This is a genomic window from Pseudomonas sp. ML2-2023-6 (genome assembly GCF_037055265.1).
Lineage (GTDB): Bacteria > Pseudomonadota > Gammaproteobacteria > Pseudomonadales > Pseudomonadaceae > Aquipseudomonas > Aquipseudomonas kulmbachensis.
In genome coordinates this window covers 2001990-2020448 of sequence record NZ_CP146347.1, presented here as the reverse complement: position 1 = coordinate 2020448, position 18459 = coordinate 2001990, and the positions used below count along the sequence as shown (strand labels likewise).

Genomic DNA, 18459 nt, shown 5'->3' with positions numbered 1-18459 from the left:
CGTCGTCAATACCAGCGTTAACTTCGCGAGCAGGCTCGCTCCCACAGGATCACCGTGTTCTGTTACTTCTTCGCGGCAAACACCGCATCGAGCTTCTGCTCAAACGAGTGGTAGTTGATCGCGTCATACAGCTCCATGCGGGTTTGCATGGTGTCGATCACGTTTTGCTGGGTGCCGTCGCGGCGGATGGCGGAGTACACATTTTCGGCCGCCTTGTTCATCGCACGGAATGCCGACAGCGGGTACAGCACCAGCGATACGTCAGCGCCAGCCAGTTGTTCAGTGGTGTACAGCGGCGTTGCACCGAACTCGGTGATATTGGCCAGGATCGGTGCCTTCACCCGGTTGGCGAACAGCTTGTACATCTCGAGTTCGGTAATGGCTTCCGGGAAGACCATGTCCGCGCCCGCTTCAACGCAGGCTGCTGCACGTTCCAGCGCAGACTCCAGGCCTTCCACCGCCAGCGCATCGGTACGTGCCATGATCACGAAGCTGTCATCGGTGCGCGCATCGACCGCAGCTTTAATACGGTCGACCATCTCTTGCAGCGAGACGATTTCCTTGTTCGGGCGATGGCCGCAACGCTTGGCACCCACCTGATCTTCGATATGAATCGCTGCAGCGCCAAACTTGATCATTGATTTGACGGTACGCGACACGTTGAAGAACGAGGAGCCAAAGCCGGTATCCACGTCTACCAGCAGCGGCAGATCACATACATCGGTAATGCGCCGTACATCAGTCAGTACATCGTCCAGGCCAGTAATACCCAGGTCCGGCACGCCCAAAGACCCTGCCGCGACGCCACCACCCGACAGGTAGATCGCCTTGAAACCGGCACGCTGGGCCAGCAACGCGTGATTGGCGTTGATCGCGCCCACCACCTGCAAAGGATGTTCACTGGCGACTGCATCACGGAAACGCTGGCCTGGACTGTTCTTATTGCTCATGACTCACCTCGTGGAGTGGCTGTCTGCTGGGCGTCTTGATAGTGACGCGCAATATTGCGTTTCGAGGCGCCGATATGTCGGCGCATCAACAACTCGGCCAATTCGCCGTCGCGATCGGCAATGGCATCGAGAATACGGTGATGCTCGGCAAACGCCTGATGCGGGCGATTGGGCATAGTGGAGAACTGGATGCGGTACATGCGCACCAATTGATACAGCTCGCCGCAGAGCATTTGCGTCAGGGTGCGGTTGCCGCTGCCCTGAATAATCTTGTAATGAAAATCGAAGTCGCCTTCCTGCTGGTAGTAGCCGACACCGGCCTGAAACGCCTCGTCGCGCTCATGGGTTTCAAGTACCTGGCGCAACTCGGCGATGTCTTCATCGCTCATGCGTTCAGCGGCCAAGCGACAGGCCATGCCTTCAAGGGATTCGCGAATTTCGTAGAGTTCAATCAGCTCTGCGTGGCTCAGCGACACGACCCGAGCACCGACATGGGGCACCCGCACCAGCAAGCGCTGGCCTTCAAGGCGGTGAATGGCTTCGCGCAAAGGCCCTCGGCTGATGCCGTAGGTACGCGCCAGTTCAGGTTCGGAGATTTTGCTGCCGGGGGCGATTTCGCCTTTGACAATAGCCGCCTGAATACGCCGAAAGACGTTCTCGGAAAGGGTTTCCGAATCGTCCTGAGGGATCATGGCTGGCTCTAGTGCTTGCAGCATATTGTCGACACCTTGCAAATCAATAGTGCCAAAACTAGCCATTTCTACCTTACTAGTCAAAGAATAAATAGGTATTGTCGACAATCGTCTAATAAGACCTTGATCGGACCCGCAGGACTTCCCCCTGTACAAAGCACCCCGGCGCTGGCGTCATAAAACCATCATGTTAGAATGCCGACCGCATCCGCCCTGCTCTCATCCATAGAGCAGCCGCACGAGGAAACTTGCTCTGTACTGCCAGTGCCTTGAACTGAAGATTGCAAGAGACGTGCACCGATTTATGAAATTTGCCCCCTTCTACATCCTCGCTTGCCTGCTGTGTGTACCGGGCTTGAGCCTGGCTGGCGAAAAAACCGTGTATGGCCTCAATGAATACGCCGAACTGGCAGGCATAGATCTGCAAGTGGCTGCCAAACTCGACACCGGAGCCAAAACCGCCTCACTCAGTGCCCGTGACATCAAGCGCTTCAAACGTGATGGCGAGAGCTGGGTACGTTTCTACCTGGCCATCGACGATGCCCACTCGCACCCTATCGAACGGCCGCTGGCACGCGTCAGCAAGATCAAGCGCCGATCGGGTGACTACGACCCGCAGGCGGACAAGAACTACACCTCACGCCCGGTTATTGCCCTGGAAATTTGCATGGGCAAGGCTTTGCGCACCATCGAAGTGAACTTGACCGATAGAAGTGCGTTCCAATACCCGCTGTTGATCGGCTCCGAAGCGCTAAAACGCTTTGATGCGCTGGTTGACCCAAGTCTTAAATACGCTGCTGGCAAACCTGCCTGCGTCGCTAACGCTCAAACCGCAGAGTAATTGAAATGCGCGCGCTTACCCTTCACCTGAAAATCTTGATCACCATCCTTGTGGTGCTGGGCATATCGATTACGGCCTACCAGATTTTCGCCCTCGGCATTCCTGTGACCGAAGACGCCACGGACGACTTGTGGAATATCGACGCCAAAGTCGAATTCGTCGCCAGCTCCAAAGACCCGGTCAAGATCCAGATGTTCGTACCGCCGCTGAACCGCGACTACGTCAGTCTGAACGAGAGCTTTATTTCCAATAACTACGGAGTGAGCGTCAACCGGGTTGATGGCAACCGCAAAGTCACCTGGTCGGCCCGCCGAGTCAGTGGCAAGCAGACGCTCTACTACCGACTGGTGCTGACCAAGCGCTATTCGGGCGACAAGACCAAGGTCAAAGGCCCGGTTTTCCGTGACAGTATTGCCGTCGAAGGCCCGGAAAAAATTGCCGCCGAAGCCTTGCTGGCACCTATTCGCCAGCACTCGGCCGATGTCGAAACCTTTATCAGCGAGACCATCAAGCGCGTCAGCAACCCCAACGACGACAACGTGAAGCTGCTGCTGGCGGGCGATCCATCGACCGCACACAAGGCTCAGGTTATTGAACTGCTGTTGTCGATTGCCCACGTGCCCATGGAAAAAGTCCACACCATCCGCCTGGTGGCCGATCAGCCGCAAAATCCGGAGTTGTGGCTGCGCAGCTTTAACGGCAATGACTGGCTCTACTTCAACCCCGAGACCGGCGAGCAAGGCCTGCCCAATGACCGCCTGTTGTGGTGGATCGGCGATGAGCCAATGGTCACGGTCGATGGCGGTAAAAAACCCAACGTCACGTTCAGCCTGAACAACAGCGAAATGAACGCCATTCGCTTGGCCAAGCTGACGGACGAAAATACCGACGCCAACTTCCTTGAATACTCGCTGTACGGCTTGCCACTGCAGACCCAGCAAACCTTCATGATCATGGTGATGATCCCGATTGGCGTGCTGGTGATCCTGATCCTGCGCAACCTGATCGGCCTGCAGACCCTGGGTACCTTTACCCCAGTACTGATCGCCCTTGCCTTCCGCGAAACCCAGCTGGGCTTCGGCATCATCCTGTTTACGGTGATTACCGCGCTCGGACTGACGTTGCGCTCCTACCTTGAGCACTTGAAGCTGCAAATGCTGCCGCGTCTGTCAGTCGTGTTGACGTTTGTGGTGATATTAATTGCAGCCATCAGCCTGTTCAGTCACAAGCTGGGCCTGGAGCGCGGACTCTCGGTGGCACTGTTCCCGATGGTGATTCTGACCATGACCATCGAGCGCCTGTCGATCACCTGGGAAGAGCGTGGCGGCGGGCATGCCATGAAAGTCGCGATCGGCACACTGTTCGCAGCTACTTTGGCGTACCTGGTCATGAGCATCCCGGAACTGGTGTACTTCGTGTTTACCTTCCCGGCGATCCTGCTGATCATGGTCGGCTTTATGCTGGCAATGGGTCGCTATCGCGGCTACCGCCTGACCGAGCTGGTGCGTTTCAAAGCGTTCTTGAAGGCTGACTCCTGATGTTTGGCTTCTGGAAGACCTGGAAGGCCCTCGAAGCCAGGGGCATCATGGGCATCAATCGGCGGAATGCGGACTACGTACTCAAGTACAACAAACGCAGCCTTTACCCGATTGTGGATGACAAAATCATCACCAAGGAACGCGCCATCAAGGCCGGTATTCACGTACCGGAAATGTATGGGGTGATTTCCACCGAGAAGGAAATCGACAAGCTCGATGAAATCATCGGCGGTCGCAGCGACTTCGTGATCAAGCCCGCGCAAGGTGCTGGCGGTGATGGCATTCTAGTGATCGCGGATCGCTTCGAAGACCGTTTTCGCACGGTCTCGGGCAAGATCATCAGCCATGAAGAAATCGAACATCAGATCTCCAGCATCCTGACTGGCCTGTACTCCCTGGGTGGTCACCGTGATCGGGCGCTGATCGAATACCGGGTCACACCGGACCAGATCTTCAAAAGCATCAGCTACGAAGGTGTGCCGGATATCCGCATCATCGTATTGATGGGTTACCCGGTGATGGCCATGCTGCGCTTGCCGACCCGTCAGTCGGGCGGCAAGGCCAACCTGCACCAAGGCGCAATCGGAGTGGGTGTCGATCTTGCTACCGGCCTGACTCTGCGTGGCACCTGGCTGAACAACATCATCAGCAAACACCCGGACACCACCAACGCAGTAGACGGCGTGCAACTGCCCAACTGGGACGGTTTCATGAAGCTGGCGGCCGGTTGTTATGAGTTGTGCGGCCTGGGTTATATCGGTGTCGACATGGTGCTCGATCAGGATAAAGGCCCGCTGATTCTGGAGCTCAACGCCCGCCCGGGGCTGAATATCCAGATTGCCAACGACTGCGGCCTGACCCTGCGCACCCATGCGGTAGAAGCCCACATCGAAGAACTGGCGGCCAAAGGCATCAAGGAATCCCCTGAAGAGCGCGTGCGCTTTGCCCAGGAGTTGTTCGGGCATATTCACCAATCCGAATAATCGCGAAAACCGTAGCAGCTGCCGAACGCAGCCTCGTTCCTTCGGCAGCTGCTACAACGGTTTGTGGCGCTCTCTAGCTGCGATCCACATAGATTTGCAGTCCTGCACAGGACTACAATCAGCCCCCCGCTCCGATGGCTGATTTGCTTCGCATGTTGACCTGCTCCGTACACCCCCTGCCTTACCACGCCAACCCTGCCGCGTACTTTTCGGCGATTCGTCATGCGCCCGGTGCCGTGCTGCTCGACAGCGGCCGCCCCACTGCCGAGCGTGGCCGTTATGACCTGATGAGCGCATGGCCACTTCAGGAACTGCGGGTTCAGGCCGGAGAAACCGGTCGGGGGTTTCTACAGCGCCTGCGCGACAACCTGAAGCAACTGGGCCATGCCGTACTGCCCGCGCCGTATGAACTGCCTTTCGCTGGCGGCCTGATCGGCTACCTCAGTTACGACTTCGGCCGCCTGCTTGAGCACCTGCCAGCGCAGGCCAACAACGACCTGCAACTGCCCGAAGCGCAATTGGGCCTGCATGCCTGGGCGCTGATCAGTGACCATCATGCAGCTACCAGCCAGCTTGTATTTCACCCACGCCTCGAGACACAAGAGCGTGAGCGCCTGATCCAGTTGTTCAGCCACGCCTCACCCGCGTGCAATGCGCCTTTTAGGCTCAAGCAGCCCATGCAACCGGACATCAGCGCCAGCCAGTACGAGCAGGCACTTGAGCAGATCCATCGTTATATCCAGGCGGGCGACTGTTATCAGGTTAATTACACCCAGCGTTTCAGCGCCCAGTGCCAGGGCGATGCATGGACTGCCTATTGCGCCTTGCGGGCAGCCTGCCCGACACCGTTTTCAGGCTTTATGAGCCTGACGGGCAACAACGCTATCCTCAGCCTGTCACCGGAACGCTTTGTGCGGGTCAGCCAGAATCAAGTCGAAACCCGGCCGATCAAAGGTACTCGCCCACGGGGCAAAGACAGCAGCGAAGATGCGGCCAACGCCGCCGAACTGCTGGCCAGCCCCAAGGACCGCGCGGAAAACCTGATGATCGTCGACTTGCTGCGCAATGATCTGGGGCGCACTTGCCGCACCGGCTCGGTGAGCGTGCCTGAACTGTTCAACCTCGAAAGCTACCCAAACGTGCATCATTTGGTGAGCAGCGTTATCGGCGAGCTGGCCGACGGCAAAGACGCACTGGATCTGATCGGCGACAGCTTCCCCGGCGGTTCGATCACCGGCGCTCCGAAAATCCGCGCCATGCAGATCATCGACGAGCTGGAGCCCACCCGGCGCAGTATCTACTGCGGCTCGCTGCTGTACCTGGACGTGCGTGGCGAAATGGACAGCTCCATCGCCATCCGCAGCCTGCTGGTCAAGGACGGACAGGTCAGTTGCTGGGGCGGCGGCGGCATTGTGGCCGACTCCGACTGGCAGGACGAGTATCAGGAATCGATCACCAAGGTGAAGGTGCTGCTCGATACGCTGCAAACCCTGTAGCCCGCGCTTTTTGCTAAGATCGCGTCACTAGAGAGCGCCAAGCGCCATTCACTGTAGGAAGCCGCCTGATGAGCCATCCGTTTGACGTCGCCGAACTCGCAGCGACATACGCCAGCAAGTCCCCGCAAGACATACTCAAACTCGCCTTTGAACACTTTGGCGACGAACTCTGGATCTCCTTCAGCGGCGCCGAAGACGTGGTGCTGGTGGACATGGCCTGGAAGCTCAACAAGAACGTCAAGGTGTTCAGCCTCGACACCGGCCGCCTGCACCCCGAGACCTACCGGTTTATCGAGCAAGTGCGCGAGCACTTCAAGATCCAGATCGAACTGATCTCGCCCGATCAAAGCAAGCTTGAACCCTTCGTCAAGGAAAAGGGCCTGTTCAGCTTCTACAAGGATGGGCACGGCGAATGCTGTGGCGTGCGCAAGATCGAGCCGCTGCGCCGCAAATTGTCGACAGTCAAAGCCTGGGCCACCGGCCAGCGCCGCGATCAGAGCCCTGGCACCCGCAGCCAGGTGGCCGCGCTGGAAATCGACGGCGCGTTCTCGACACCCGAGCGCACGCTGTACAAATTCAACCCATTGGCACAGATGACCAGCGAAGAAGTCTGGGGCTATATCCGCATGCTGGAGCTGCCCTACAACAGCCTGCATGAGCGCGGTTTTATCAGCATCGGCTGCGAGCCATGCACCCGCCCGGTTCTGCCCAACCAGCACGAACGCGAAGGCCGCTGGTGGTGGGAAGAAGCCACGCAAAAAGAATGCGGGCTGCATGCCGGCAACTTGATCGCGAAAAACTAGATAACCCTGTAGGCACGCAGATCCTCGTAGCAGCTGCCGAAGGAACGAGGTTGCGTTCGGCGGCGCAGCCGTCGTGAAATCAGGCTCTGCGGTGTGTCATTTAGAACCAGCACCCAAGTATTACGACGGCTGCGCCGCCGAACGCAACCTCGTTCCTTCGGCAGCTGCTACTGAGTTCTTTGTTCCTGCCCATCGCTCAACTTGCGTTTACCCACGACTTTCGTTAAGAATTGGTAATTATTCTCAATAACGTTTAGGCAATGTCCTATGTCTTCGGGTGAACCGCCCTACCAGGCCGCCATTACAGAACTGTACTGCGAGCATCATGGCTGGCTGTTTGGCTGGCTGCGCAGAAAGCTCGGTTGCGCTCAGAATGCCGCCGATCTGGCACAGGACACCTTCACCCGAATCCTCAATGCCCGCGAGTCTGTGGCGACCCTGCGTGAACCCCGAGCCTTTCTGAGCACTACAGCACGCCGACTGATCATTGATCAGGTGCGCCGTAAACAAATAGAAAACGCCTACCTGCAAGAGCTTGCCCTAACCGCTGAAGCACTCGAGGGGTTTCAATCACCCGAGCAGATTCTCACGACACTGGAAGCTCTGGAACAGATCGCATTTATTCTGGAGGGCATGCAGGACAAAGCGCGCCAGGCTTTTGTGCTGTATTACCTGGACGGCCTGACCCAAAGCGAGATTGCCCGACAACTGGAATTGTCTGACCGCACGGTGCGCAAGTATTTGATCCAGGCCTTGCTGCATTGCAGCCATAGCCTGGACACCTGATCCAGCCATGTCCGAGCAGCGCCAAAGTATTGATGAACAAGCCGCCGAATGGATTCTTCGTCTGCACGAAGAAGACTTCAGCGATGCGTTGCGCGCGCAATTCGAGTGCTGGAAACAACAAAACCCACAGCACGCAGCGGCGGCCCTGCGCATGCAGGAAGTGATCAACCGCCTGCAGTCATTGCGTGAGCAATCGGCCCCGGCCAAAGCGGCTCTGAACGCAGCATTCAACGGGCGAAAACCAGCAACCCAACGCAAACAGATCCTGCGCGCGCTGTTGATTGCCGGTTGCCTGGCAGTGCCGATCACGCTGGTCATGAAAAGCCATTATCCAGAGCAGTGGATGGCCGATATCAGTACCGGCCCCACTGACTGGAAGACCCAGCGCCTGGCTGACAATTCAACCATTACCCTGAGCGGCACCACCGCGCTCAACGTCCATTTTGACGGTCAGGAGCGGCGTATCGAATTGCTCCAGGGTGAAGTACTGGTCGACGTCGCCCATGACAATTCCCGCCCCTTTTTCGTACAGACCGCCCAAGGCAGCATGCGCGCCCTGGGCACCCGCTTCGTGGTCAAACGCCAGGGCGATACCACGGTGCTAAGCATGTTGCAGTCTCGGGTCGCGGCGCAAAGTGCAAACGAGCAACAAACCCTGGAAGTGGGAGCCGGTTCACAGGCCCTGATTCGCAGCGACTCGGTCGAACTCGGTGGGGCTATCTCCCCGGCCAGCATCAATCAAGCCTGGGAGCGCCATCAATTGGTGGTTGAAAATCAGCCCCTGCCCCAGGTTCTCGATGAAATCTCCCGTCATCGACGCGGCCATCTGCAGTTTGATCGCAAATCCCTGGCCGACCTGCGCATCTCGGCCGTACTGCCCCTGGACGATACCGACCGGGCGCTGCAACTGATCGCCGAAACCCTGCCCCTGCAGATCAAAACCTATACCCCGTGGCTGATTGTGATCAGCCAACTGCAACCGCCTAAAAAATAATAATTCCCATTCGTTCCGCTTTTCTCGAGTCAGCCGTCAAGTTAGATACATCGACTCATAAAGGACTGCGCCTTTCATGCTGACTTCCTACACATCTCGAGGACGCTTCAGGCCTCGTACCTGCACGCCGCTAGCCCTGGCCATTCACTTGGTTGTTGCTTCGACAACTGGACTGGTATGCGCTTCGACTGCTCAGGCGCAATCGGCGTCTGTGCAACGCTACGACATTCCCGCAGGCCCGTTGAGCAGCGCCCTTAATCGCTTTGCGCAACAGGCCGGTGTGGCGATTATTTTTCAGTCGAGCGACCTGGAAGGCCAGTCGACACCCGGTTTGCAGGGCGCCTATAACGAACAGAGCGGATTCGAGGCATTGCTGCGCGGTAGCGGTTATACCGCAGTCAAAAGTGCAAATGGCTACATGCTCAACGCCCTGCCCGCAGTCGGCGGTGCCCTGGAATTGGGCGCCACACAAGTCAGCGCCAACCAACTCGGGACTATTACCGAAGGCAGCGGCTCCTACACCCCCGGCTCCATCGCAACCGCAACCCGCATGGTGCTGACGCCCAGAGAAACACCGCAGTCGATTTCCGTAGTGACGCGCCAGGCGATGGACGATTTCGGCCTCAACTCAATTGATGACGTGATGCGTCACACCCCTGGCATCACTGTGGCCACCTACGACAGTGATCGCACCAGCTATTATTCCCGTGGTTTTGCGATCAAGAACTTTCAGTACGACGGCATCCCGATCCTGCAAGACCCACAATATTCTGCCGGGCACACCCTGACCGACACCGCGATCTATGACCGGGTCGAGATTCTCAAGGGTGCAACCGGCCTGCTCACCGGTGCGGGCGGTCCGGGTGGCACGATCAATATGGTGCGTAAAAAACCCACTCGCGAATTCAAGGCCCATATCGATGTGGGCGCAGGTTCATGGGACAACTACCGTTCCGAGATCGATGTCAGCGGGCCATTAACCGAAAGCGGCAATGTGCGGGGCCGGGCCGTAGCGGCCTATCAGGACAAGCACTCGTTCATGGACCACTACAAGCGCGACAGCGAGGTCTACTACGGCATTCTTGAAGTGGACTTGACTCCTGACACCCTGCTGACCCTTGGCGCCGACTATCAGGACAATAACCCTACAGGCTCAAGCTGGTCGGGCAGCGCTTCGCTGTTCAACTCCAAAGGTGACCGAATCAGCACTCCACGCTCGTTTAACAACGGCGCGAAATGGAGCAGTTGGAAGCAGTACACCCGTACGGTGTTCTCGACCCTGGAACACAACTTTGACAATGGCTGGGTAGTCAAAGGCCAATACAACCACCAGATCAACGGCTATAATGCCCCTCTCGGCGCGCTGCTCGACCCGGATGCGACCACCGGCCTGGCAAAAATGCTGGCCCGCAAGTACACCGGCGAATATGTCAGCGACAGCGGTGACCTGTTTGCCACCGGCCCGTTCAGCCTGCTGGGGCGCGAGCATGAGTTAGTCATTGGCGGTTCGGTCTCCAAGTCACACTGGACCGGCAAGGACTACACCAACGCCAATATGGTCAACAACGCCTACGACTACTACAACTGGAAAGGCGACAGCCTTGAGCCCGACTGGGGCAATGTCACTTCGTACAATGATGAGACGACTCGTCAGACCGGTACATACGTGACCGGCCGCTTCAGCCTGACCGACGACCTGAAGCTGATGCTCGGCACCCGAGTGGCCAACTACACCCTGACCGGCACCAGCCACGCCAAAGACACGGGCAAAGTGCTGCCTTATGCCGCTCTGATCTACGACATCAACGACAATATTTCTGCCTACACCAGCTATACCGAGATTTTCCTGCCGCAGTCGTACTATCGCGACCGCGACAACAAGATGCTTGAGCCCGATGAAGGCACCAACTATGAGCTGGGCCTAAAAGGCGAGTTCTTTGACGGACGTCTGAATTCAAGCCTGGCGTACTTCGAAGTGCATCAAGACAACCGCCCTGAAGCAGACACAGCCTACAACGGCAACCCGACCAATCCGGACATTGACTACGCCTACAAAGGCATCAAGGCCACGACCAAAGGTTACGAAGCAGAAATTTCTGGCGAGCTGATGCCCGGCTGGCAATTGCAGGCGGGCTATACACACAAGATCAGCCGTGATCAGGGCGGTAAAAAGGTCTCGACCTGGGAACCTGAAGACCAGATCAACCTGTACACCCGCTACAAGCTGACCGGTGATCTCGACAAACTGACCCTGGGCGGCGGCGTTCGCTGGCAAGGCACGGGCTGGCAGATGCTGAGCAACTGGAACAAAGGCGGCACCGTGGAGAAGTTCTCCCAGGACCCGTACTGGCTGGTTGATCTGATGGCGCGTTATCAGATCTCGAAAAACCTGTCGGCCACCGTCAACCTGAACAATGTGTTCGACAAGGCGTATTACACCAACATCGGTTTCTACAACTCGTCGTACTACGGTGATCCGCGCAACGTAATGGTCAGCACGCGCTGGGATTTCTAAGAAAACCTCTGCAGCAGCAGCTTGAGATACCTAAATAGTGGGAGCGAGCCTGCTCGCGAAGTTCAGTTCGCGAGCAGGCTCGCTCCCACAGGAGGCTTGATCTGAAACAGAGTATCTACAGGTTTTTGGATAACCGACAAAACACACGCGCACAAAAAAGCCTGCACTAGGCAGGCTTCTTTGCGTATCACAAGCGTTCAAGGGGCTTGTGACTCTAATATGGCGCAGCGGACGGGACTCGAACCCGCGACCCCCGGCGTGACAGGCCGGTATTCTAACCGACTGAACTACCGCTGCGCGTAACATTGAAAGCAAGTGGTGGGTGATGACGGGATCGAACCGCCGACCCTCTGCTTGTAAGGCAGATGCTCTCCCAGCTGAGCTAATCACCCTTTACTTCACTCTCGTTGCGGGGCGCATTCTCTCACACTTTTCGTGTAAGTGGTTGTTTTTATTTAAGTTTTTTTCAAAACCCTTAAAAACTACCGTTTCCAACGCCCTGCATCTTTGATTTCGTAGCGAACTACAAAATCGAAGCCTTTCAGGAAAAACCTGCATTCAGCTGGTTTAACCTAACCACAAGCGTTCAAGGGGCTTGTGGTACAAAAAATGGCGCAGCGGACGGGACTCGAACCCGCGACCCCCGGCGTGACAGGCCGGTATTCTAACCGACTGAACTACCGCTGCGCGTAACACTGTGAGCGAATGGTGGGTGATGACGGGATCGAACCGCCGACCCTCTGCTTGTAAGGCAGATGCTCTCCCAGCTGAGCTAATCACCCTTTCACTCTCGGTGTGGCGCGCATTCTACGTAGCGACCTATAGTCTGGCAAGCACTTTTTAAAATAATTTTTCTAACGGTGACAAAGGCTTAGCGCAGGGTTGGCCTATTAAGCTGATCAAGCGAATAATGCGTCTTTGTATATAGGAGTGATTCACCCCATGTGGTTCAAAAACCTGCTTATCTATCGCCTGACCCAAGATCTGCCTTTTGATACACAGGTGCTGGAAACTGCACTGGCCACCAAACTGGCACGCCCGTGTTCAAGCCAGGAAGTAGCCACCTACGGTTTCGTTGCCCCGTTCGGCAAAGGCGAAGACGCGCCGCTGGTTCACGTCAGCCAGGACTTCCTGCTGATCGCCGCCCGCAAAGAAGAACGCATCCTGCCAAGCAGCGTTGTGCGTGATGCATTAAAGGAAAAGGTCGAAGAGATCGAAGCCGAACAGATGCGCAAGGTTTACAAGAAGGAGCGCGATCAGCTCAAGGATGAAATCATCCAGGCCTTCCTGCCACGCGCCTTCATTCGTCGCTCGGCGACCTTTGCCGCCATCGCGCCTAAACAGGGCCTGATTCTGGTCAATGCTTCCAGCCCGAAACGTGCCGAAGACTTGCTCTCCACCCTGCGTGAAGTGATCGGCTCGCTGCCGGTTCGCCCGCTCGCGGTCAAAATCGCGCCAAGCGCCGTCATGACCGAGTGGGTCAAAACCCAAAAAGCGGCAGACAACTTCTTCGTTCTCGACGAATGCGAGCTGCGCGACACCCACGAAGACGGCGGCATCATCCGCTGCAAGCGTCAGGACCTGACCAGTGACGAAATCCAGCTGCACTTGAGCACTGGCAAAGTGGTTACTCAACTGTCGTTGGCCTGGCAGGACAAACTGTCGTTCGTTCTGGACGACAAACTGGTGGTCAAACGCCTGAAGTTCGAAGACTTGCTGCAAGACCAGGCAGAACAGGACGGCGGTGACGACGACCTGGGCCAGCAGGACGCCAGCTTTACTCTGATGATGCTGACCTTCGGCGAATTCTTGCCACAGCTGTTTGAAGCACTGGGCGGCGAAGAGATTCCGCAGGGGATCTAAAAGCCCCATCCATGTAGCCGCTGCCGCAGGCTGCGACAAGGGCCGCAGGACCTTCGCCTCCTATATAGAGAGCAGAGGATTCTGCGCAACCCGGCGCAGCCTGCGGCAGCGGCTACAGGTTCCATGCCAGGACTTACCATAATCATAAAAAGGAACACCATGCGCGCACTCGCTGCTTTAAGCCGCTTTGTCGGTAATACCTTTGCTTACTGGGTGCTGATCTTCGCCGTACTGGCGTTTCTTGAACCCGGCTGGTTCGTCGGCCTTAAAGGCTTCATCGTGCCGCTGCTGGGCTTGGTGATGTTCGGCATGGGACTGACCCTAAAACTCGAAGACTTCGCCGAAGTCGCTCGCCATCCCTGGCGCGTGGCATTGGGCGTGGTTGCTCATTTCGTGATCATGCCCGGCGTGGCCTGGTTACTCTGCCAAGTATTCCACCTGCCACCCGAAATCGCCGTTGGCGTGATTCTGGTCGGCTGCTGCCCAAGCGGCACCTCATCCAATGTCATGACCTGGCTGGCACGGGGCGACCTTGCGCTGTCTGTGGCGATTGCCGCCGTGACCACCCTCCTCGCCCCCTTGTTGACCCCGGCGCTGATCTGGCTGCTGGCTTCAGCCTGGCTGCCGGTTTCGTTCATGGAGCTGTTCTGGTCGATCCTGCAAGTAGTGCTGCTGCCGATTGTGCTCGGCGTACTGGCCCAGCGCCTGCTTGGTGCACGCGTGCGCTTTGCCGTCGACGTGCTGCCGTTGGTATCGGTGGTCAGCATCGTGATCATCGTCGCCGCAGTGGTCGCGGCCAGCCAGGCACAAATTGCCAAGTCCGGCTTGCTGATCATGGCCGTGGTGATGTTGCACAACAGCTTCGGCTATTTGCTCGGCTACTTTACAGGTCGCCTGTTCAAGCTGCCGCTGGCCCAACGCAAATCCTTGGCACTGGAAGTCGGCATGCAGAATTCAGGGCTGGGCGCGGCATTGGCCAGCGCACACTTCTCGCCTCTGGCAGCCGTACCCAGTGCGCTGTTCAGCGTGTGGCACAACATCTCGGGGGCGCTGCTGTCGACGTATTTCCGCCGTATGAGCGAGAAAGAAGATCGCATGGCGGCAGCAAAATCCGAACTAGAGTGAACACACAGGGTTGCCCTTTTAACGAATAATGTGCACTATACTGCGCATCACGAGGACGACCTCGTGACTCAGTTGAGCGATTATTCGGGGACGACCCCATCAATTGATGGATATATTTATGCCCTGGATCATCCTGTTTTTCGCTGGCCTGTTTGAAGTTGGCTGGGCCGTCGGCCTGAAATACACCGAAGGCTTCACCCGTCCGCTGCCAACAACTCTGACCATCGGCGCGATGGTTATTAGCCTGGGCTTACTGGGTCTGGCCATGAAAGATCTGCCGCTGGGCACTGCCTACGCAATCTGGACTGGTGTCGGCGCGGTGGGTACGGTAATCGCCGGGATCATCCTGTTTGGTGAATCGATGGCGCTGTTCCGACTGGCCAGCGTTGCACTGATCATTGCCGGCTTGGTTGGCCTTAAAATCAGCGCATAACACCAACAACTGTGGGAGCGAGCCTGCTCGCGATTGGATCGACGTAGTTAACAACTGATCCCATCGCGAGCTGGCTCGCTCCCACATTGCGTTTTATTTACCGATTAGAGCCGCGCAACGCCATCACCCGCTCACGCAATACCTTTTGCGTAGCATCCCCGGCCGCTATCGGCACACCCGCAACCAGCGTTACCCGCGACCATAGTCGATGAAAAAAGCCCTTGTTCGGGTCACGACTAAAGAAGCTGCCCCACAACCCTTGCAATGCCATCGGAATCACCGGCACCGGCGTGCGCTCCAGAATGCGCGTCACACCCGCCTTGAACTCATCGATCTGCCCATCCGTGGTGAGCTTGCCTTCAGGGAAGATGCACACCAACTCACCATCGTTCAGATACTTGGCAATCTGGTCGAACGCCCGTTCGTAGATCACCTCGTCTTCGCCGCGCCCGGCAATCGGAATAGTACCCGCCGTGCGGAAGATAAAATTGAGCACCGGCAGGTTGTAGATTTTGTAATACATCACAAAACGAATCGGACGACGCACCGCGCCGCCTATCAATAGCGCGTCAACAAACGATACGTGGTTACACACCAATAACGCCGCGCCTTCATCCGGGATCAGTTCCAGGTTCTTGTGCTGCACGCGGTACATGGAATGACTGAGCAGCCAGATCATAAAACGCATGCTGAACTCAGGGACGATTTTGAAGATGTAAGTGTTGACCGCGATATTCATCAACGACACCACGAGAAACAACTCGGGAATCGTCAGCTTGGCCACACTTAGCAGCAGGATGGTGATAAGCGCCGACACCACCATAAACAGCGCATTAAGAATGTTGTTGGCTGCAATGACCCGCGCCCGCTCGCTTGGCGCTGTGCGCGACTGAATCAGTGCGTACAGCGGCACAATATAGAAGCCGCCAAATACGCCAAGCCCGAGAATATCGAACAACACCCACCAGGCCTGACTGAATCCCAACACGCTCAGCCAGTCGTTGGGCTGGATGTTTTGCGGCATCGACCCCGAATGCCACCACAGCAGCAGGCCAAATACGGTCAGGCCAAACGAGCCAAATGGCACCAGGCCAATCTCGACCTTGCGCCCCGAGAGTTTCTCGCACAGCAGTGAGCCCAGCGCGATACCCACCGAGAACACGGTGAGAATCAGCGTCACCACGGTTTCGTCGCCATACAACCACTCTTTGGCGTACGCCGGGATCTGCGTCAGATAAATCGCACCGACAAACCAGAACCACGAGTTGCCCACCACAGAGCGCGACACGGCAGGCGTCTGATTCAACCCCATACGTAAAGTTGCCCAGGACTCGCTGAAAATATTCCAGTTCAGCCGCAGCTGCGGCGTGTCAGCCGGTGCGCCGGGAATGGCGCGGCTGGCCAGATAACCCAGTACTGCCACTGAGATGATCACTACCGAGACAATTACTGTGTAATTGCCGGACGAGAGCATGATTCCCGCACCAATGGTGCCCGCCAGAATCGAGAGAAAGGTGCCCATTTCTACAAGACCATTGCCCCCGACCAGTTCGTCCTGATGCAAAGTTTGCGGCAGGATCGAGTACTTCACCGGCCCGAACAGGGCGGAATGAGTACCCATGGCAAACAGCGCAACCAGCATCAACGCCAGGTGATCAAAGGCAAACCCTATGGCTGCGACGATCATGATTGCGATTTCGCCGAGCTTGATCAGACGAATCAGGCGGTCCTTGGGGTATTTTTCACCAAACTGCCCCGCCAGCGCCGAGAACAAAAAGAACGGCACAATAAACAGCAGCGCACAGAGGTTGACCCAAATCCCACGGTCACCCTCGATGTTCAACTTAAAAAGGATGGCCAGAATCAGCGACTGTTTGAACAGGTTGTCATTGAGAGCACCCAGGGACTGGGTCACGAAGAAAGGAAGGAAGCGGCGCTTGCTTAGCAAACTGAATTGCGAGGGGTGACTCATCATCCATGTACTCACGTTGCGCTGATGGGCTTTCTCTTTGGAGGGCCGTTGTAACACTCAGGACACAACCTTGCTCGGGTTCTGTGTGCGATCACGGCCTATTAGCCGATTTCACACAGACCCCGAGCACACGTCTTACTTCTTCAAACCTGCAATACACGGCGATACAAACAGCTCACCGCGATAAGCGCCTTGCACGGTACGGGTGCCAACCAGCAGCCACATCAGCACCAGCGCCGCCACCAGCACACAACCGGCCACATCAAAGAAGCTCAGGTGCAGCATGCTGCCCAGACGCAAGGTGGCCAATGAGTACACCCCCAGCGGAAAGGTAAAGCCCCACCAGCCGAGATTGAATGGAATGCCTGCGCGGAAGTAGCGAACCGTGATTAACACCGCCATCACAATCCACCACAGGCCAACCCCCCACAAAATGATCCCGGAGATCAGCCCCAGACCTTCGGCAATTTCACCGATCCGCGCCAGGCCATTGGCAGCGAAGATCGCCGGAGCATCGGCCCCCAGCAACAGCAGGCCCAAGGCACCGGTGCCGATAGGTCCAAGCGCCAGCCAGCTGGACGCGGCCATGCTCTCGTGGGGCAATTTATGCAGCGCCATGCGCAGGATTAAAATGGTCAGGATACTGAACGCCACCGGCACCGAAAACGCCCACATCACGTAGCTGGTAATCAACACATGGAACTGCGCGACGGTATCGCTCAGGTAGGGCGCCAATAGCCCGCCACTGGCCGCCGCGACTTCTGCTGCTACCACCGGCAACAGCCAGACTGCAGTCATCTGATCGATACTGTGATCCTGACGCGTGAACATCAGATAGGGAATAAGCACCCCGCAGCCCAACGCCATGGCCACATCAATCCACCACAGCACCTCGGCCACCTGCACCATGTCGCCCCCCCAACGCGGCACACCGAATACCAGAAAACCATTAATGATGGTCGCCAGGCCCATGGGGATGGTGCCAAAGAACATCGACACCGTGGAGTGCCCGAAAATCCGCCGTGCCTCATGGAAATACAGGACCCAGCGTGCGCCATACAACACGCTGAACAGAATGAACAAACCGATATTAAACAGCCACAACCCCTCGGCAAAGGTATGCAAGCCGGGGATATGCACCGGTAATTGAGCCAGCGCCAACGCCAAAACCCCCGTGCCCATGGTCGCGGCAAACCAGTTCGGGGTGAACTGGCGAATCACTTCACGCGGGTGCTGCAAATGGCTGAATGGCCGAAATCCGGCTTGGGTTTTGTTTGGGCAAGTCATGGGTTACTCCTGATCCTCATTTGAGGTGGGCTTAGAGTAGAACCAAATCGAATATCTATATAACGGGTAATATCTCTAACTGTTATCTATTACGCCTATATATGATCATTGCGCACCACTTCAAATCCTGCGACACCTGGCCACGCATCGACCATGGTCGACACTGACGCGCCCCGAACAT

General features: G+C 56.9%; 15 protein-coding genes and 4 tRNA genes. 11 read left to right on the top strand and 8 right to left on the bottom strand.

The window, feature by feature from the left end; all coding sequences use genetic code 11:
- Positions 1–62: 62 nt before the first annotated feature.
- Positions 63–950, bottom strand: coding sequence for a methylisocitrate lyase (prpB, locus tag V6L79_RS09330; RefSeq protein ID WP_261741305.1), 888 nt, complete (start codon positions 948–950; stop codon positions 63–65).
- The gene (locus V6L79_RS09325; protein WP_338580117.1) at positions 947–1666 is read right to left on the bottom strand and encodes a GntR family transcriptional regulator; all 720 of its coding nucleotides are present in this window, start codon (positions 1664–1666) and stop codon (positions 947–949) included. The genes prpB and V6L79_RS09325 overlap by 4 nt, the downstream gene beginning before the upstream one ends.
- A 280-nt stretch (positions 1667–1946) precedes the next feature.
- Here V6L79_RS09325 and V6L79_RS09320 point away from each other — a divergent pair, with 280 nt between their 5' ends.
- The 8 genes from V6L79_RS09320 to V6L79_RS09285 all read left to right on the top strand — a co-directional run bounded on the left by V6L79_RS09320 (position 1947) and on the right by V6L79_RS09285 (position 11598).
- Positions 1947–2483 (top strand): ATP-dependent zinc protease, encoded by a 537-nt coding sequence (locus V6L79_RS09320; RefSeq protein WP_261741303.1) that lies wholly within the window; start codon positions 1947–1949, stop codon positions 2481–2483.
- 5 nt (positions 2484–2488) lie between these two features.
- Positions 2489–4021, top strand: a complete 1533-nt coding sequence (locus V6L79_RS09315) for an inactive transglutaminase family protein (RefSeq protein ID WP_261741302.1) — start codon at positions 2489–2491, stop codon at positions 4019–4021.
- Positions 4021–5004, top strand: a complete 984-nt coding sequence (locus V6L79_RS09310) for an alpha-L-glutamate ligase-like protein (protein ID WP_261741301.1) — start codon at positions 4021–4023, stop codon at positions 5002–5004. The genes V6L79_RS09315 and V6L79_RS09310 overlap by 1 nt, the downstream gene beginning before the upstream one ends.
- Before the next feature lie 152 nt (positions 5005–5156).
- Complete coding sequence (gene pabB / locus V6L79_RS09305; RefSeq protein WP_338580116.1) at positions 5157–6500, top strand: aminodeoxychorismate synthase component I; 1344 nt, start codon at positions 5157–5159, stop codon at positions 6498–6500.
- 68 nt (positions 6501–6568) lie between these two features.
- Positions 6569–7303, top strand: a complete 735-nt coding sequence (locus tag V6L79_RS09300) for a phosphoadenylyl-sulfate reductase (RefSeq protein ID WP_338580115.1) — start codon at positions 6569–6571, stop codon at positions 7301–7303.
- 267 nt (positions 7304–7570) lie between these two features.
- Positions 7571–8089: a sigma-70 family RNA polymerase sigma factor gene (locus V6L79_RS09295; protein WP_261741299.1), complete on the top strand. Its 519-nt coding sequence runs from the start codon at positions 7571–7573 to the stop codon at positions 8087–8089.
- Positions 8090–8096: 7 nt separating this feature from the next.
- A complete protein-coding gene (locus tag V6L79_RS09290; protein WP_261741298.1) occupies positions 8097–9083 on the top strand; it encodes a FecR family protein in 987 nt (328 codons plus the stop codon).
- A 76-nt stretch (positions 9084–9159) separates the two neighbouring features.
- Entirely contained in the window at positions 9160–11598 is a 2439-nt protein-coding gene (locus V6L79_RS09285) for a TonB-dependent siderophore receptor (protein ID WP_321836634.1), read from the top strand.
- A gap of 220 nt (positions 11599–11818) precedes the next feature.
- Here the strand turns inward: V6L79_RS09285 and V6L79_RS09280 are convergent.
- The 4 genes from V6L79_RS09280 to V6L79_RS09265 form a co-directional block, all read right to left on the bottom strand.
- Positions 11819–11895 (bottom strand) — tRNA-Asp (locus tag V6L79_RS09280).
- Between the two features lie 19 nt (positions 11896–11914).
- A tRNA-Val gene (locus V6L79_RS09275) sits at positions 11915–11990 on the bottom strand.
- A gap of 218 nt (positions 11991–12208) precedes the next feature.
- A tRNA-Asp gene (locus tag V6L79_RS09270) sits at positions 12209–12285 on the bottom strand.
- Between the two features lie 19 nt (positions 12286–12304).
- Positions 12305–12380, bottom strand: a tRNA-Val gene (locus tag V6L79_RS09265).
- 160 nt (positions 12381–12540) lie between these two features.
- Here V6L79_RS09265 and rdgC point away from each other — a divergent pair.
- The 3 genes from rdgC to sugE all read left to right on the top strand — a co-directional run bounded on the left by rdgC (position 12541) and on the right by sugE (position 15019).
- Entirely contained in the window at positions 12541–13461 is a 921-nt protein-coding gene (rdgC, locus tag V6L79_RS09260) for a recombination-associated protein RdgC (RefSeq protein WP_261741296.1), read from the top strand.
- Between the two features lie 159 nt (positions 13462–13620).
- Positions 13621–14586 carry a bile acid:sodium symporter family protein gene (locus V6L79_RS09255; RefSeq protein WP_261741295.1) on the top strand — a complete coding sequence of 322 codons (966 nt, stop codon included), beginning with the start codon at positions 13621–13623 and terminating at the stop codon, positions 14584–14586.
- A 118-nt stretch (positions 14587–14704) separates the two neighbouring features.
- Positions 14705–15019: a quaternary ammonium compound efflux SMR transporter SugE gene (gene sugE / locus V6L79_RS09250; RefSeq protein WP_261741294.1), complete on the top strand. Its 315-nt coding sequence runs from the start codon at positions 14705–14707 to the stop codon at positions 15017–15019.
- 97 nt (positions 15020–15116) lie between these two features.
- Here sugE and V6L79_RS09245 read toward each other — a convergent pair whose 3' ends face one another.
- Together V6L79_RS09245 and V6L79_RS09240 are read right to left on the bottom strand one after the other, a co-directional pair.
- Positions 15117–16991, bottom strand: a complete 1875-nt coding sequence (locus tag V6L79_RS09245; protein ID WP_261742389.1) for an MFS transporter — start codon at positions 16989–16991, stop codon at positions 15117–15119.
- A 135-nt stretch (positions 16992–17126) separates the two neighbouring features.
- A complete protein-coding gene (locus V6L79_RS09240; protein WP_261741293.1) occupies positions 17127–18278 on the bottom strand; it encodes a TDT family transporter in 1152 nt (383 codons plus the stop codon).
- Between the last annotated feature and the right edge of the window lie 181 nt (positions 18279–18459).

Bases quoted from the DNA above. Each gene is read 5' to 3' on its own strand.
- prpB (WP_261741305.1), bottom strand. From the start codon at position 950: ATGAGCAATAAGAACAGTCCAGGCCAGCGTTTCCGTGATGCAGTCGCC.
- V6L79_RS09325 (WP_338580117.1), bottom strand. From the start codon at position 1,666: ATGCTGCAAGCACTAGAGCCAGCCATGATCCCTCAGGACGATTCGGAA.
- V6L79_RS09320 (WP_261741303.1), top strand. From the start codon at position 1,947: ATGAAATTTGCCCCCTTCTACATCCTCGCTTGCCTGCTGTGTGTACCG.
- V6L79_RS09315 (WP_261741302.1), top strand. From the start codon at position 2,489: ATGCGCGCGCTTACCCTTCACCTGAAAATCTTGATCACCATCCTTGTG.
- V6L79_RS09310 (WP_261741301.1), top strand. From the start codon at position 4,021: ATGTTTGGCTTCTGGAAGACCTGGAAGGCCCTCGAAGCCAGGGGCATC.
- pabB (WP_338580116.1), top strand. From the start codon at position 5,157: ATGTTGACCTGCTCCGTACACCCCCTGCCTTACCACGCCAACCCTGCC.
- V6L79_RS09300 (WP_338580115.1), top strand. From the start codon at position 6,569: ATGAGCCATCCGTTTGACGTCGCCGAACTCGCAGCGACATACGCCAGC.
- V6L79_RS09295 (WP_261741299.1), top strand. From the start codon at position 7,571: ATGTCTTCGGGTGAACCGCCCTACCAGGCCGCCATTACAGAACTGTAC.
- V6L79_RS09290 (WP_261741298.1), top strand. From the start codon at position 8,097: ATGTCCGAGCAGCGCCAAAGTATTGATGAACAAGCCGCCGAATGGATT.
- V6L79_RS09285 (WP_321836634.1), top strand. From the start codon at position 9,160: ATGCTGACTTCCTACACATCTCGAGGACGCTTCAGGCCTCGTACCTGC.
- rdgC (WP_261741296.1), top strand. From the start codon at position 12,541: ATGTGGTTCAAAAACCTGCTTATCTATCGCCTGACCCAAGATCTGCCT.
- V6L79_RS09255 (WP_261741295.1), top strand. From the start codon at position 13,621: ATGCGCGCACTCGCTGCTTTAAGCCGCTTTGTCGGTAATACCTTTGCT.
- sugE (WP_261741294.1), top strand. From the start codon at position 14,705: ATGCCCTGGATCATCCTGTTTTTCGCTGGCCTGTTTGAAGTTGGCTGG.
- V6L79_RS09245 (WP_261742389.1), bottom strand. From the start codon at position 16,991: ATGAGTCACCCCTCGCAATTCAGTTTGCTAAGCAAGCGCCGCTTCCTT.
- V6L79_RS09240 (WP_261741293.1), bottom strand. From the start codon at position 18,278: ATGACTTGCCCAAACAAAACCCAAGCCGGATTTCGGCCATTCAGCCAT.